Below are 14,826 nucleotides of genomic sequence, written 5' to 3'. Positions count from 1 at the left end.
CTTCTAATTAAGCATACGACAAGTTAATTGTGTCAGGTTGATGTTTAGTAAGGTTACAGTTACAATCTTGTCACATTTTATATATACCCTTCGCTAAGGGTATATACCACTTTAGCAGTGGCCCAATTAAACTCTGGCTTAGTGTTTTGCCTTCATTATGAGTGGCTTATCGCAAGGAAAGGGTTATACCGTAAATATGATTCATCGAGCAATGGATAGCATTCTTTCCTTAACTGTTTATTTACTTCAAGGAGCATAAGCATAACCGTTGCTTACACAGAAGAGAAAAAAATGGGTTTGTTTAGATTTAGCCGACTAGTGCTTGCACAACACGTTTCTCTTGCAGTATGTACTTTCATTATTATTGTGTTATTTATCCAGGTATCATCTCCTGTATTACTTTTAACGTTATCTCTCCTTATCGTTGCACAGACACTCGGTATTATTGATCAATTACGTTCACGTCAACACCACCCCATTCATACATCATTGAAAAATAAAGCGAAGACAGCACCATTTATATCCCGCTTTTTTTCTTTTAAAAAGCAAGAGCCTGATCAGCCTAAGCTTAAAAATTTTACTACTGCTATTTTCACCATAAACGACAATAATACATTAACACCACTCAATAGATACGCGAATTTTCTTCTTCATCATACCAGTCTTATTAACCAGCAATCGTCAATAAGCCAAGTGGCCACTGCCATAAAACCGGGTGACAATACCTTAGTATCCTTAACCAATAGCCAAACCACATTACCATTACAGGCTATACTAGAGCCTTCGAATTCTCATATTGCTCAACCTGCGCCTAATAAGCACCAGACTTTATCAATAACCCCTATTCCTCCTCAACTACAAAAAATACAACAGGAAACGTCTCTACAGCTACTTCGCTTTATTAAACATGAGCTTATCAATATCACAACCCCTATCAGCTCTCTCAGTGAAGTACTCGTGATACTCATTCAAAAGCTAACTACACCTGGCACGGTAACTGATCATGAAGTAGCCAAGAATAAACCGGCAATACATGATATCCTTCTTGCCGTAGATACTATTCAAAAAAGTGCAATTCAGCTTAAGACATTTACTAAAAACCTAAACAGCCAGGATTTTTTAGACAAGTTTATGAATACTATACCCAAAAATTGATTCATGAAGAGTATACTAAACATGTTTAAATCTCATCAAAATAAAAAATAGTTATCGTATACAAGGGATACTATTTACAGGATAATAAAAAGGATAAAAGTATGATGAGACGCTTAATGTCATTCATAACCAAGTTAACCACGCAACAACAATCAACGGCAGTCCATAACAAGAATAAGAGCTTAACTAAAAAGCATAGCGTATTATCGTTGCAGGCTTTTACCCTATTACTTGCTAACCTGATAAATACTCCACAATCAATTGCGATTACTGATCCTCTTTCAAACACTGAAGCTTCACGTTCTGCACCCAAAAAACTATGCCTGACAGGTACCTCAGTAAAAACCAGCCCTGCTTATGGTGAAGCATTTATAAATGGCGCTAAACTAGGGCTTATGCAAGAAAAAGACAACCGTACAGCCCTAGAGGTCCATTTTTTTAATCCATCCCCCTTAGGAAGCATTAAAGCTACAAAGAAAATGATTTCTTCTGATTGTGACGGAATTATTGGCTTTGACAGCGCCAACGATATTATCCCAGTAAGAGATTTATTCGAAAAACACAAAATTCCACTTATCTCTCTTTATACCCCCATCACTACAGAAATAAACAAACCTTATATTTTCTCAATGCAGCGCCCCATTGTAGACAACGTCCAGCACATTCTTAATAATCTTAATAGCCAACATGCATTTAACAACATATTACTCATCACCTCTATTGACAAATCGAGAATGAGAGATTATCAAAAAGCCTTTAAAGCCCAGCTCATTGCAAATAAACAGTCATTTACAGACATTAGTATTACTGAAATTAATCCCACGATTGAAAATATTATCCCATTATTTGAAAAAGAGCATAAACCCGATTTAGTCATTCTACTGACAAGATCCAGCTTATCCGCTAAAATTGTAAATTATATTCAGCAGAATTACCCAAAGCACCAAACAACCTACATTGGCACTGTCAGCTGGGGATCCAGCAAGTTTCAGCCATTCTTTGATCGTCTTAAAGATAAAAGCATTACAGCCTACTTTACCCGCCAAAACACTTACTTCGATCCAGACCCTAAATTCCAAGCAGTCATTGATCAGTATCGTTTGACCTATCGCAAAGAGCCAATGGTTATTTCTCTGTTGGCTTACGACGCAGCACGTATTTTTAATCGTTATTTTGTCAACAAGACTCCCTCCTCCCAAAGTAACCCATTCACGGGAATCAGTTATCAAGGAGTAACAGGTGTTGAATTCAGCACAGAGGGTAATTTAACCTATCACAAGCTATTTACCATGAAAGTGACACCAGGTGGGTACAGACTCAGTGAGTAAGTCGTCACAAAAAAAATCTATCGTTTGGATTAGTGTTGTTTTTTTCTTATCATTAATTATTATTCAAACAGCACTGATTACCTTTGCTATTATTATAGGATTAAAGCTGCAAAAGCAGGAAGTCATCAACCGAGCTGCCAACTTTGTTAACTTTCTTGATAATAACACTAAAGAAGAAATTATTCTCCAAGTCATCTCCAATAATTATCAGGCACTTGAATTTATAAAATTCAATATTCTTGCTCACTCCAACTTAACAGGTTTAGCGATTGGCAATAAAAAAGTTGTCGAAAACTGGCTTATAGACAGAGCGCACTGTCAAATCAATCCTCATCAACCTACGACTTGTCACAACGAAAAAACTAATACGTTTATTGGCATTAACCCTATTGTATACGACCAGAAAACAATTTCTTATGTTGCAAAAGAAATCGCTTTACCTTTAGAAATTGGCTCAAATAGTGTTTTTTGGCTTTGCATTACGATCATCATTACTTTCCTGGTTAATATTAATGGCATTCTATTTTTTTATAAAAAATACGTCATTCATGATATAAACAAACTGGTAAATACTTTTGACGGTTTGCATATAAAAAAAACAACAACGTTTAATGTACTGGAATACAACATTGTTTACGACAAACTTCTTGAGTTTCAAGCTAACTTAAATAAAGCCAATAGAAAAATAGCAAAAGCCAGAAGCTACCACACCATGGTACAAACCACTCAAATGCTTGCCCATGATGTTCGTAAACCTTTTACATTACTCAATACAGTGATTGAGCTGATATCCAGTATCGATAATATTTATGAAATCAAGTCTATTTTAAAAAAGAGCATTACTCCCATACATGCAGCGCTTGATAACGTAAATAGTATGATTCACGATATTATGGAGATTGGCAATCCACAATCACCACTGACCCAGAAGAAAACTGATCTCAAAAAAATATTACATCAAACACTCATTGAACAATTTCGATACAATAATAATTTAAATATTGAGCTTACCTATAATTTACAGCATTCACACAAGCTGAATATAGACCCCAACCGAATTATTCGAGTCCTTAGCAATATTATTTCTAACGCATGTGAGCATATGAAGGGAACAGGACATATATGGTTTTTATCAAAAGAAATCGATAAAGGTTGGGTCGAAATCACCATTGGCAATAGTAATAGCTACGTCCCCAGAGAGTTTTTTTCAAAAATATTTGATCCTTTTTTCTCTCTCAATAAAAACAATGGCACTGGCTTAGGACTAGCCATTACTAAAAAAATCGTTGAAGCCCATGGCGGGCAGATTAATGTACATTCAACAAAAGAAACAGGTACTGAATTTACCTTTACCTTACCTGCGAGTGATGAGCTTGCAATACAAACCATGGAAAAACTACTTTGTTCAAGCAAAGATTACTATTCCCATCATGCGATTAAGCTTTCAGAAAACACTCAAACTCATACGCCTAACCAACATGATGATAAATACATTGAACAAGAATTATGCAAAAAATTAAACCAGAACCATTCTATTCGTATCGTGATTATTGATGATGAGCCAGTCTATCGAGACTATATTAAAGAATATATCAGCTCCTCACGTAATCTTAGTCAACATATCACTATTGATGTATTTGATACTACAGAGCAAGCTCTACGCCATGAGTCCATCCTTCACCAATGCGATATCATTATTCTGGATATTGACTTTGGCAATAATTACATGAGCGGCCTTAACGCTGCACCTATTTTAAAAACACGTTATCCAGCGACTATACTTTGTATTCACTCAAATCGTTATGCCCTTGAGCTGCAAAAAAAGATATCAGAAACAGGGGCAGATTTATCCATACCCAAACCCATGACACGCACTCACCTTCTCAAGTTGCTTGATACCATTTACCAGTCTAAAACTACCAATACAACACCTGTTATTAACTCATCTCTCACAACGATACCGGTACCTGATACCAGGAGTCCAATAGCACAAGGCGCAGAACAGCAGCCACACACTATTCCGCTTTATTTTCACCCTGATTTTGTACAAATTGAGGATGACTCTTTAATTCGGACCTGTTGGGAAATTAATGCCAGCCAATATAACCTGAAAGGTGTTGCTTATGCTTCCTATCAACAACTACAAAACACAGTAGCCAACATCCCTCCAGATACACCTGTTTTTATTGATGTGCACTTATTAAATAGTGATAAGAATGGATTGGAAATTGCCGAAGAACTCCATGAACGAGGATTTACAGAACTATATTTAGCAACCGGTAACAGTGAACATGAATTATCTGTCCCTCACTGGATCAAACGCGTTATTGGCAAAGAATTTCCCATTGACTTTCTTCGCTATGGACAAAAATCACCAGGCAAACTAGCTAATCAACAAGGATATTAAAAGTGCCGAGCAACCACTAATAATAATGCCCCATACCGCAAGTGACTTCTTGTATTGGTGCTTTGTTAAACCAATGATACCTAATACCAGTGCGACTAAATTTAGCAGTATACCTGCAAGTATTACGGCTCCCAGATAATTAGCCTCTCGTATGTCAGAGCCAAGATCTGTACTTGACGCCCCCACCCAACCAAGAAAAACAACACCACTCACAATCACTAAAATTGCAAGCGAAAAAGATAATATTCCAAAAATAGATTGTTTAGTGGCCATTACCATCAATGCCTTAGATTAATTGTCGATTTCCATGCGCACTAAAAAAGTTCCTAAGCTTCTACTACAACTTTTGGAGGGAAAACGTCGCGCGCTCCCCCCACTATCCTGAGCTGTTTACACCATATCGGGATATGGGTTTTGCAGGTTTAAGTCAACTGTTTTTTCATAACCTGGAACACTGACAGCAGTAGCTGTATAGCCAAGCTCATTACCCTCAATAACGCCTTCACCAAAACGGTATATTGGTGATCGGTTACCTGAAATACACGCATTATCGTAGTCTGAAGTAGCCGCTTGTACCTGCTCATTTCGTTGCCAATATGCCGTCATTGTAGACTGTCCATGTTTCTTTTGGAGCATATTAGTGACCACATGAGGTGCTAATACGGCTGCCGATGCATTATTACCGCCAAACCCTTTTGCATTGATAAAGGCAACATCCAGATCATCAACTGGCACCTGTAAATGATCCAATAAAATCTGTAGATTATCCTGATAAACATCATCTGCAACCTGATTAATCGTAGTAATACCAGGAATAATACCTTCAGCCCAAACCCCAAGTGCTACAGCCAGCTGGTCACCTGCAGCCACACCCAAAGAGTGCCCAACATACGACTTAATCGCGGTAACTGGCCACTGTGTAATACCAAAGGTTTTTGCTGTTTCACTTAATATATGAGACTCAGTGATGCGGTTTTGCGGTGTGCCTGTTCCATGTGCTAACACATAGCTTTTAGGTAGCGCAGATCCACCCAAAATAGACCGCGCACAAGCCACAGCTTTTGCCATAGTTAAATAGTTACCTGCACCGGGACCCGAAATTGATTTTTTATAACCATCGGCATTTACAAAAATATCACCAATTGCACCATAAATAGTCGCGCCTAATTCAACGGCTAACTCATCATCACATAACACAAAAAACTGTGCTGATTCTGCCAGTGTAAAACCACAGTTATGACCAAAAGGGCGACACGCGCGACGATGATTAACAGGTGCATCGGTTGCCAGCCCGTCCAGCTGATTTAAACCTTGATCAGTCGCCAGCGCCCCCATCGTAGCGTAACCATCAAATACTTCTGGCAGCAATGGCGCTTCAGCGTTACCCACTATCACTAACCGATGCTTACCACTACGAATGGCATCAATACCCTGGCTGAGGTTGTACAGCAGCGTCGCACAAGCCCCCATGTTGGTTCCAGTCCCCCCCAAACTCCCGACTACATAGGCATTAATAAAGTCAGCAGGCATTTCTGCAAAACCCAGTGGGCACTGTTTTGAAGTCACTCGTTTGCCCAATAACCGAGCCTGCATCATCCCGCCATTACCATTGTAATCTAGCTGGCTCATACTACTGCCCGCATAGACTGCAATTTGGTCTGGCGCTAAAAAGCGGCCAATGTTTTCCCAGTCAAAACCCAACGAATGAATAGCATCAGAAGCCCCATAGATAGAAAGCTGCAAGCCTCGGGGATGATTCCTGGAAGGGTAAAGGTTTGCTGGGTCAAAACCCATCGGCAACTGTCCAGCACTATTGACTATTGCTTGCCGGAAAGCAGGTTGTAAAAGTGTTTCAGCAGACTCTAGCGCGACATGACTGACTCCACCCTCTTCTTTAACTACGCGCCAATGGCTGGGTAAAGGGTTAGGTAACTGACGCGTTTTGACTTGAATAATACTACCTGCCAGCAAACCTAGCTTTTGATGGTGCGATATCGCGCTAGGATCGAATAAGTTTGACTCCAGCTTACGTATAAGGGTGTGAGACTCTATAAACTGACGATCTAACGCATCTGCTGATAAATTCATCAGCTGAGCAAGACTGGCAAGAGTCGTTTGTTGTGAATCAGCAGACAGCGCATCCAGAACCAAACGACGATAGCCATGATGCATAGACGTGCGGCCAGCGGGGTTTATCCCCCCCATGCCAATAATCACTGGAAGTCTGGACAAAGCACTCTCCTTAAATCAACAGCTCATCACTAAGGGGGGTACCTCTTTAAATAGTAATATTTTCGTGATAGCTAGACAGTATTTGATCTAAAACCAAAATGCATAAAACACACATGATGACCTGAGCTTACGGAGTATCACAGCTATCACGGAAAGAGAACATTTTTAGAGGTGCCCAAGGTATAAAACTCAATGTACAACTTAGCATTAGTGTAAAAGCAGTTACCTAAAGCGATCTGGATTTTTTGGCCAAATTATCGGACTATATCGCCAGCCACATACAGTACTTTATCAAAGCCTATTGTCCACCACTGCATTATGCGTCAGGTTCAACCATGTCAACCCACATTACCGTATTAGCGCTGCCTCATATGCTGGGGACAAGTATTACGCTACCGATGGAAATACTTCATGCAGCTAATGCTAATCTTGTTGCCAGCCATCATCGACAAAACCTGTTCAAAGTCACTTTGGCTGGCCAGGCAGTTGCTCCTATTACCATCACTGGCGGCTTAACCATCACCCCTCAAACCAGTATTGAACTTATTGATAAAACAGATTGCATAGTTATTCCCGGCCTTTGGAGAAACCCCCAGCGAAGCCTAAGAAAGCTACAACCACTGATCCAATGGCTCACCAAGCAGTATCACCAAGGAGCAACGCTGTGTGCAGCGGGTACCGGCGTAAGCCTTATTGCAGAAGCTGGACTACTTGATAACAAACCTGCTACTACTCACTGGTTTTACTTTGACAGTTTTCAAAAGCACTACCCCAAAGTTCAATTACAGCAACATCACCTCATCACCCAGGCGGGACGCATCTACTGTGCTGGCAGTGTGAACTCTATGGCTGACCTCATGATCCACTTTGTCGGGGTCGTTTGTGGACAATCCATTGCAACCCGAGTTGAGCAGCAGTTTTCTCAGGAAATTCGACGCTCTTTTGAGTCGGTTCACTACTCATTTACAGATAACCGAAACTACTCTGATGAAACAGTACTGCAGGCACAGCTATGGCTTCAGCAACACTATCAGCAAGACGTAATATGGTCAGTGCTAGCCAGCCAGTTACAAGTCAGTCTACGCACCTTTAACCGACGTTTTCGGCAAGCCACTAATCAGACACCCACAGGCTATCTACGAAAGCTGCGCTTATCAGCAGCAAAAGAACTCCTTCAGCAATCTAATTTAACCATCGCTGAAATTAGTGATTTGGTAGGGTTTAAAGATGAAAGCTATTTCGCCCGCTGTTTTAAACAGCAATTTTTATTAAGTCCCTCAGATTTTAAACGTTCTGTACGGGGCAAGCTTTTTTCACTGTCAACGATCGCTGATTCTACCTCATCTTCAGGTACCGGATCATAACCTCCGGGATGCCAGGGATGGCAACGGAGCAAACGGCGAAGTGTCAACCAGAGACCATAGCCAAGGCCATGTTGAAGTAATGCCTGCTCAGCATAGTGGGAACAACTTGGGTAAAACCGACAGTTATTACCAAGCAGTGGACTAATCAACCAACGATAAATTTTTAATAAACCGAGCAGAAGATACTTCATTAAGCCAGCTTTTATTTATTTAGCGACATGCCGCCAAGTATAACGCAGGCTCAAAAGTAAACCCAGCGCATAGAATATCAATAAGCTATTAACGTTGATGAAGGGGTTGCAGATACTGCCACAGTTGTTCCTTGGTGGATGCATTAAATGTATGAACATACAACTCGCTGCCAGGTCCACTTGCAACGATCTGCTGAGGCTCTTTTAGGTCAAATGCTCCCTGCAATTTAGCTTTCAAAACCATTCCCCTATTTTTAGTGGATAGCCAATAAGGTAATGTTTGTTTAGGGTGGTCCGATGCGATTTTCATCGCGTCACTATGTGCTTCAGTTGGTGCCTCGTCCTGGGTATAGCCAATTATTTTTTCATTACTGTCAATGGCTGTATTTAATGTAAGCGCAGTAACATCAGCACTACTAAACATCAACTGCAGATCGACTTGTTGTCGATTAATGGCCTTAAACAGCAAGTTATAGTCATAGTACTGGCCATTTGGACAAAACACTTTACCCATCACCTGTAGTTGTTTTTTCCGCCGAGCAAACCCGTAAATAAACTGCTGCTGACATGTCTGAGCAACAACGGGCAGCTGATTTTCCTGAAGCATTTTTGGAATGGCTTTGAGTGTCACAAACCCCAATCCAGGCTGATTCTGCCATAATACTTTTTTATGCTTAGGATCAAAGACAGACAGTCCCCCACCTTGTGCCGTATTCCACTCAATCACAAAGTCACCTAATGGAAATTGCTGTGCCGCAAAAAGGACAGGTGAATAGTGCAGTTGCCGCTGTTTAAACAATTGTTCTGCAACCCTTGCCTGGTACCAAAGCCCGGCAGCTGCCAACATACCTAATACACCAACAACTAAAATAGCCCCATAGACGATAGGTTGGTGGAACCCGCTACGACTCAACATGTATCACCTGTAAGCCGTTGATAGGTAGCGAGTAAACCTGCAGGAAAGCGGCGCGGCTTACCTTGAAGTGTTACACAGTTATAGGTACTGACAGCACGCAGGATTGTTTCCTTATCTTTGGTGCGCACTAATTGAAATGTTCGCTGCAATGCCCAACGTTCGTCGCAACGAGTAATCCACGTCGCAAGCTGTAGATGATCCCCAAGATAAGCGGGCAGTAAATAATCCAAACAGTGCTGCTTAACAACCATTGCACACTGCCACTGTTGATAGTCATGAAGGCTAATCCCTTCTGCAGCAATTTGACGCCATGCGACTTCCTGCAACCAGTTAACATATACAGCATTATTGACATGTCCATAGTGATCAATTGCATCGGCTTGCACTAAAATTGACATGACAAAAGGTTTGGGAAAGTCCCAAATTTCAGTCTCACCCATGATTCACTTCGCTAATACTTCGTGATAATACAGGCCATTTTTCTACAATTTGTCCCCGCCTGACAATCAGCAAGTCCTCAAATTCCAACATTACTGCTTCACTTTGTTGAGGACGAAAAAAAACAAAATCATCCATGGTCAAAGCAGTTCGAGAAGAACTTGTCAGAATTTCCTGATTAGAGCTTCGTCCATAAAGACGATTCAGGCTCAACCCTCCTGGTGCTTCAGGTATCGCTTTCCAAAATCCCCCATAAATAAACAGCGCCTGTCGCCAGTTAGGGTTCCACCAGCCAATGGTTTTAGACAGCTTCTCTAAAAAGGGTAGCTCAAACTGATTCAGTTTTTTTAATACCGGTGTTGCAATAAAGTAGGCAGCCTGATGGCCACGCAACCAGGGCCGCTCAAAGTCCTTAGGCATGAGCAAGGCTGAACCAACACTTATATCATTAAATAACGATATATTTTGGTACAGCATATAAGTTTGACTACCCGCACCATTTAACGTCAGCTGGTCATGCCATAAGTTAGGAAACTGCTGCTGTATAAAGCTAACGAGTTGCGTAAAACGCTTAGCGACTTCATCCCTTGCTCTTAATAGCTGTTGCTGTTTTCGCCAAGGTAATGAGGGCAACTTCGCTATGTGGGCCTCATATCCCATTAAACCACTGAAGTTAAGATAACGTGGGTGATCAGCAATAAGCCCCAGCAATACTGAAAGCTCAGCAGCAGAACTTACGCCACCGCGATGCAAGCCAATATCCACTTCCACATTTATGTTTAACTTGATGTTTTGCTGCCGTGCAAAACGCAGGTATTGCCTTAGTCGCTCAGGACTATCGATTAACCACTGAATTTGGTGGAGACGATGCTTTTGGTCATCATCACAGGTATGCCAAAACTTCATGATAGCCGCAATGGGTAATGGCTTACCCAATAAAAAATCTACATCATGATAATACCGATGCAAAAAAGACAAAAAAGGCCGATGGAAAACCATCAATCGACGACTACCTGTTCGCTCCATCAGGTAATTAATCAGAGGTAAACAAGGAATAGACTTTACGACTAAACGGAGTTTGGTTTTCCCATTTAGCCGCTGTTGAACAGACTCAAGATTACTATCGACGGTATCCAAGTCGACCAGCTGAGAAGGTTGTCCTCCTGCTTTCTTTTGGAGCTGCTGATTTAGTAAAGAAAAATATTGATTATAAGGTTTTCCCCTGTCTTTGGGGCGAAGCAAAAATGACAAAATAATTAACAGTAGAATCCATTCCATTAGGGTGCTCCTCGAATTAATAATGCTGGAAAAGTGCAAACTAAATGAGGGATTACTTAATATACCCAAAACGAAGGTTTTTTAGGGGCGGCTGTCAAGCGATGAATCCCCTGGGCAAGTTTACTGCTGTGAAACTTGCGGTAGCCACTTTAATTGATATAACAGCGCTGCTGGGCGGTTATATTAATAAGTGACTGGGGCGAAGAGCGCTGGCAACAAACCCTAAAAATGATTCGTGAAGGGTATAATTAACCCTGTGTTGCACTTACTGTAGTAAGCACATAACCTGTTGAGTATCATCCGTAATAATCAACGTTAAAAACTGGCTTCAGAATACGTGAGTTCTTGCTTAATTCAACCTGAAAAAAACTTCCCCCACTGAAAAAGGTTGGCTTAATATACAAAAAGCGCTGGCAAAATGCTCAGCGCTTTTTTTGATATTTCTAAAGCAGTTCTATGCTAGATCAACTCTAGTACCACTCAATCATTGAGTCATCTAAAGCAAGTCCAAACACAGACCTAAAACACAATGTTACTGATCACCAAAGCTGGTACCTACTAAGCGAGCGGTTTCAACCCAAGCATGGTCAACAGGCACACGGTTTGTCGTATTTGCAACTTCTTCAATTGCCACAGGAACAATTTCTTGCCCTTTCACTGCAACCATGTTGCCGAACTTTTCTTCATGAATCATTCTGGCACAAGCTGTTCCTAAACGAGTTGCTAATAAACGGTCGAAAGAAGAAGGCGTTCCACCACGCTGCAAGTGACCTAAAATTGTTAAGCGAGATTCTTGGCCCGTAATTTCCTCGATTTCTTGAGTCAGTTTCACACTATGACCAACTCGCGCACCTTCTAAACGGCGAATCTTTTCTTCCAGTTGATCTCGCTCTTGCTCACCTTCTGTCGCAGCCAGCTGCTTTTTAAGCTCTGCTACAACTTTTGCGTCTTCTTTAGTAATCGCACCTTCAGCAACAGCAACGATACTAAAACGCTTACCAGCGCGAGCACGGCGTTTAATGGCCGCAGAGATCATGTTCACATCGTAGGGTATTTCTGGCAGCAGAATAACATCCGCACCACCCGCAATACCTGCACCCAAGGTCAACCAACCCGCAGAGTTACCCATGATTTCTACAACCATTACCCGGTGGTGACTGGTTGCAGTAGAGTGCAAACGGTCAATAGCTTCAGTGGCAATACCCAGGGCTGTATTAAAACCAAATGTTACGTCTGTGCATGCAATGTCATTGTCGATCGTTTTAGGCATGGTGACCACATTCAAGCCAGCTTCTTTTAAACGCATTGCATTTTTATGAGTACCATCGCCACCCAGGCAAACCAGTGCATCAAGGTGGTGACGATTATAGGTAGCAACAATTTCATCGGTCATTTCTCTGGTACGCGCAGGTGTATCACGACTTGTACCCAAGATAGTTCCGCCATCAACGAGAATGCCAGAAAGTGTTTTTCTGTTTAACTCTAAAGTCCGGTCTTGTGCCATACCACGAAAACCGTCCAGAAAACCGACAAATTGCATGTCATATTGATTTTGGCCCGCCCGAACCAAACCACGAATAGCCGCATTTAATCCAGGACAGTCACCGCCACTGGTGAGAACGCCAATAAATTTAGACATACGTAAAGGACCTCCAAACACTTATATAACTAATACTTATGAAACGGTAGTCTGATTGGCACGAAAGAACTTGATAGTCTTTTTTTAATGATAATTGTCTTTTTAGCATCAGACGGAAAAAACTTCTAACGGACTCTAAGGAACAATGGTTCAAGTTTTCGATACGTATGTGGCTGATTTCTGTCGATAGCCGCAATTATATCTATCGCATCGTTAGCGACAACTTTAAAACTCATTAATACTGAGCTAAAGCAACATATTGCATATCAGAAAAATATTTTTATCTATTGCAAACACTCAAAATAAAGGGAAATACAACAGTTGGATAACATTAAATAGATAATATTACATAGTGTATTGTTCATTAACAAAACGTATCAGGCACTAAATACCCAAGCAAATACCCATTTCTTTTGCTGTTTGTACCCAGGAGTGATTTTCAGGTACACGTTTCTTTTCCAAAACAACCTGCTCGAGAGGAACAGGTACTAATGACTCTCCATTAACCGCAACCATTACACCAAACTGGTTTTGTTGAATTAATTGAGCAGCCGTTGCACCTAAATGTGTTGCCAGTAAACGGTCACCGGCAGAAGGTGTTCCGCCCCGTTGCAAATGGCCTAATATGGTCAACCTTGATTCTTGTCCTGTGAGCTTTTCTACCTGCTCTGTCAGCCACAGGCTATGATCGGCATGTTGATTGGCAATGGCTTTAATTTGCTGCTTTAGCGCTTTTCTCTCAGCCTTATCCTCGATAGTACTGCGCTGCTGCTCCAAGGCCGTTAAACGCTGAGCTTCTTCAACGGTTAATGCCCCCTCAGCATAGGCAATAATACTAAACCGTTTACTGGAGCGAACCCGGCGCTTAATGGCTTCCGCCACTACTTCTAGTCGATAAGGTAACTCGGGTAATAAGATGACATCAGCCCCTCCGGCAATGCCCGCCCCTAACGCTAACCAGCCAGCATTATGCCCCATAATTTCGACCACAATAACCCGGTGGTGACTGGTAGCGGTGGTATGTAAACGATCTATGGCCTGCGTAGCAATACCTAACGCTGTATCAAAACCAAAGGTCACATCGGTTATTGCGACATCATTATCAATGGTTTTTGGCAGTGTAATCACATTGAGTCCAGCTTGTTTTAAGCGCAGAGCATTTTTTTGGGTTCCTCCACCACCGATACAAACTAGTCCATCTAAGTGATTTCGATGGTAGTTTTCAACAATGGTCTCTGTCATATCGATGACTTTGTTACCAATGGGCATCTTATGTGGTTTATCGCGGCTGGTACCTAAAATAGTCCCTCCATCCGTCAAAATCCCTGAGAGGACTTGATCATTCAGCTCAATGGTTCTATCCAGTGCTATGCCTCGAAAACCATCTTTAAACCCGATAAACTCCATACCATAGCCATACTGGCCCGCCTTAACCACTCCACGAATTGCAGCGTTTAGACCAGGACAATCTCCACCACTTGTTAAAATGCCAATGTGTTTGGTCATTTACAGCCCCTGCGTTTGCGTGTTGTTTATACCCTTGGCGAAGGGTATGCCTCAAACAAAGAAAACAATTACTGATAATTAAAGTACAAAGTTAAGCTTTTGCTGGTGAAAAAACAAAAAACCATGTTCAACGACTGCTGAACATGGTTTGACACTACCTATCGTATAAAAAGCACTAAGGTGATGACAAGTCAGTCATACCACAAGTTAGCGAATAAATATTCATTCACTTAATAATGAACAAAACCTGATAAAGATATTTAGAAGCGTTAGCAAAGCCTATGGCAGTAATTTCAGTATTTTCGCAACACCACCAAAATCAACTACATTAGAAAAACATAATTTGTAGTATGATGCTCAGTGACTGGAAAA

11 protein-coding genes and 1 pseudogene are annotated in these 14,826 nt (G+C 41.3%); 4 read left to right on the top strand and 8 right to left on the bottom strand.

The annotated features are described in order from the left end of the window. The first annotated feature begins 291 nt into the window (after window positions 1-291). From KHS79_RS11920 to KHS79_RS26280, 3 genes are all read left to right on the top strand, one after another. The gene (locus tag KHS79_RS11920) at window positions 292-1,155 is read left to right on the top strand and encodes a hypothetical protein (RefSeq protein ID WP_212719200.1); all 864 of its coding nucleotides are present in this window, start codon (window positions 292-294) and stop codon (window positions 1,153-1,155) included. Window positions 1,156-1,256: 101 nt separating this feature from the next. Beyond that, window positions 1,257-2,483 (top strand): ABC transporter substrate-binding protein, encoded by a 1,227-nt coding sequence (locus tag KHS79_RS11915; RefSeq protein WP_212719197.1) that lies wholly within the window; start codon window positions 1,257-1,259, stop codon window positions 2,481-2,483. Then, entirely contained in the window at window positions 2,476-4,890 is a 2,415-nt protein-coding gene (locus KHS79_RS26280; protein ID WP_212719194.1) for an ATP-binding protein, read from the top strand. The genes KHS79_RS11915 and KHS79_RS26280 overlap by 8 nt, the downstream gene beginning before the upstream one ends. Here KHS79_RS26280 and KHS79_RS11905 read toward each other — a convergent pair. Both KHS79_RS11905 and KHS79_RS11900 read right to left on the bottom strand, forming a co-directional pair. Beyond that, window positions 4,867-5,163 (bottom strand): hypothetical protein, encoded by a 297-nt coding sequence (locus tag KHS79_RS11905; RefSeq protein WP_212719191.1) that lies wholly within the window; start codon window positions 5,161-5,163, stop codon window positions 4,867-4,869. The genes KHS79_RS26280 and KHS79_RS11905 overlap by 24 nt on opposite strands. A 117-nt stretch (window positions 5,164-5,280) precedes the next feature. Continuing rightward, window positions 5,281-7,122 (bottom strand): beta-ketoacyl synthase, encoded by a 1,842-nt coding sequence (locus tag KHS79_RS11900; RefSeq protein ID WP_212719188.1) that lies wholly within the window; start codon window positions 7,120-7,122, stop codon window positions 5,281-5,283. 335 nt (window positions 7,123-7,457) lie between these two features. Here KHS79_RS11900 and KHS79_RS11895 point away from each other — a divergent pair, with 335 nt between their 5' ends. Beyond that, the gene (locus KHS79_RS11895; protein ID WP_212719185.1) at window positions 7,458-8,486 is read left to right on the top strand and encodes a helix-turn-helix domain-containing protein; all 1,029 of its coding nucleotides are present in this window, start codon (window positions 7,458-7,460) and stop codon (window positions 8,484-8,486) included. A gap of 47 nt (window positions 8,487-8,533) precedes the next feature. Here the strand turns inward: KHS79_RS11895 and yidD are convergent. From yidD to KHS79_RS11870, 6 genes and pseudogenes are all read right to left on the bottom strand, one after another. Next, window positions 8,534-8,677, bottom strand: a pseudogene (yidD, locus tag KHS79_RS26430) (membrane protein insertion efficiency factor YidD); the annotation flags it as partial. Window positions 8,678-8,765: 88 nt separating this feature from the next. Beyond that, window positions 8,766-9,593: a hypothetical protein gene (locus KHS79_RS11890; RefSeq protein WP_212719182.1), complete on the bottom strand. Its 828-nt coding sequence runs from the start codon at window positions 9,591-9,593 to the stop codon at window positions 8,766-8,768. Beyond that, window positions 9,587-10,033, bottom strand: a complete 447-nt coding sequence (locus KHS79_RS11885; protein ID WP_038290538.1) for an acyl-CoA thioesterase — start codon at window positions 10,031-10,033, stop codon at window positions 9,587-9,589. The genes KHS79_RS11890 and KHS79_RS11885 overlap by 7 nt, the downstream gene beginning before the upstream one ends. After that, window positions 10,026-11,309, bottom strand: coding sequence for an alanine racemase (locus tag KHS79_RS11880; protein ID WP_212719179.1), 1,284 nt, complete (start codon window positions 11,307-11,309; stop codon window positions 10,026-10,028). The genes KHS79_RS11885 and KHS79_RS11880 overlap by 8 nt, the downstream gene beginning before the upstream one ends. A 532-nt stretch (window positions 11,310-11,841) precedes the next feature. Continuing rightward, on the bottom strand, window positions 11,842-12,948 hold the full coding sequence (locus KHS79_RS11875) for a 6-phosphofructokinase (protein ID WP_027707606.1): 1,107 nt from the start codon (window positions 12,946-12,948) through the stop codon (window positions 11,842-11,844). Window positions 12,949-13,332: 384 nt separating this feature from the next. After that, on the bottom strand, window positions 13,333-14,454 hold the full coding sequence (locus KHS79_RS11870) for a 6-phosphofructokinase (RefSeq protein ID WP_027707607.1): 1,122 nt from the start codon (window positions 14,452-14,454) through the stop codon (window positions 13,333-13,335). Window positions 14,455-14,826 lie beyond the last annotated feature (372 nt).

The organism is Zooshikella ganghwensis, assembly GCF_018263875.1.
In the GTDB taxonomy this organism is placed as follows: domain Bacteria; phylum Pseudomonadota; class Gammaproteobacteria; order Pseudomonadales; family Zooshikellaceae; genus Zooshikella; species Zooshikella ganghwensis.
Note: the sequence above shows the minus strand (reverse complement) of the source record. Positions and strands in the feature narration are given on the sequence as shown.

What these genes read in the sequence shown, in the direction of transcription:
- KHS79_RS11875 (WP_027707606.1), bottom strand. Translation starts at nt 12,948, where the DNA reads ATGTCTAAATTTATTGGCGTTCTCACCAGTGGCGGTGACTGTCCTGGA.
- KHS79_RS11905 (WP_212719191.1), bottom strand. Translation starts at nt 5,163, where the DNA reads ATGGCCACTAAACAATCTATTTTTGGAATATTATCTTTTTCGCTTGCA.
- KHS79_RS11870 (WP_027707607.1), bottom strand. Translation starts at nt 14,454, where the DNA reads ATGACCAAACACATTGGCATTTTAACAAGTGGTGGAGATTGTCCTGGT.
- KHS79_RS11890 (WP_212719182.1), bottom strand. Translation starts at nt 9,593, where the DNA reads ATGTTGAGTCGTAGCGGGTTCCACCAACCTATCGTCTATGGGGCTATT.
- KHS79_RS11880 (WP_212719179.1), bottom strand. Translation starts at nt 11,309, where the DNA reads ATGGAATGGATTCTACTGTTAATTATTTTGTCATTTTTGCTTCGCCCC.
- KHS79_RS11895 (WP_212719185.1), top strand. Translation starts at nt 7,458, where the DNA reads ATGTCAACCCACATTACCGTATTAGCGCTGCCTCATATGCTGGGGACA.
- KHS79_RS11920 (WP_212719200.1), top strand. Translation starts at nt 292, where the DNA reads ATGGGTTTGTTTAGATTTAGCCGACTAGTGCTTGCACAACACGTTTCT.
- KHS79_RS11885 (WP_038290538.1), bottom strand. Translation starts at nt 10,033, where the DNA reads ATGGGTGAGACTGAAATTTGGGACTTTCCCAAACCTTTTGTCATGTCA.
- KHS79_RS11915 (WP_212719197.1), top strand. Translation starts at nt 1,257, where the DNA reads ATGATGAGACGCTTAATGTCATTCATAACCAAGTTAACCACGCAACAA.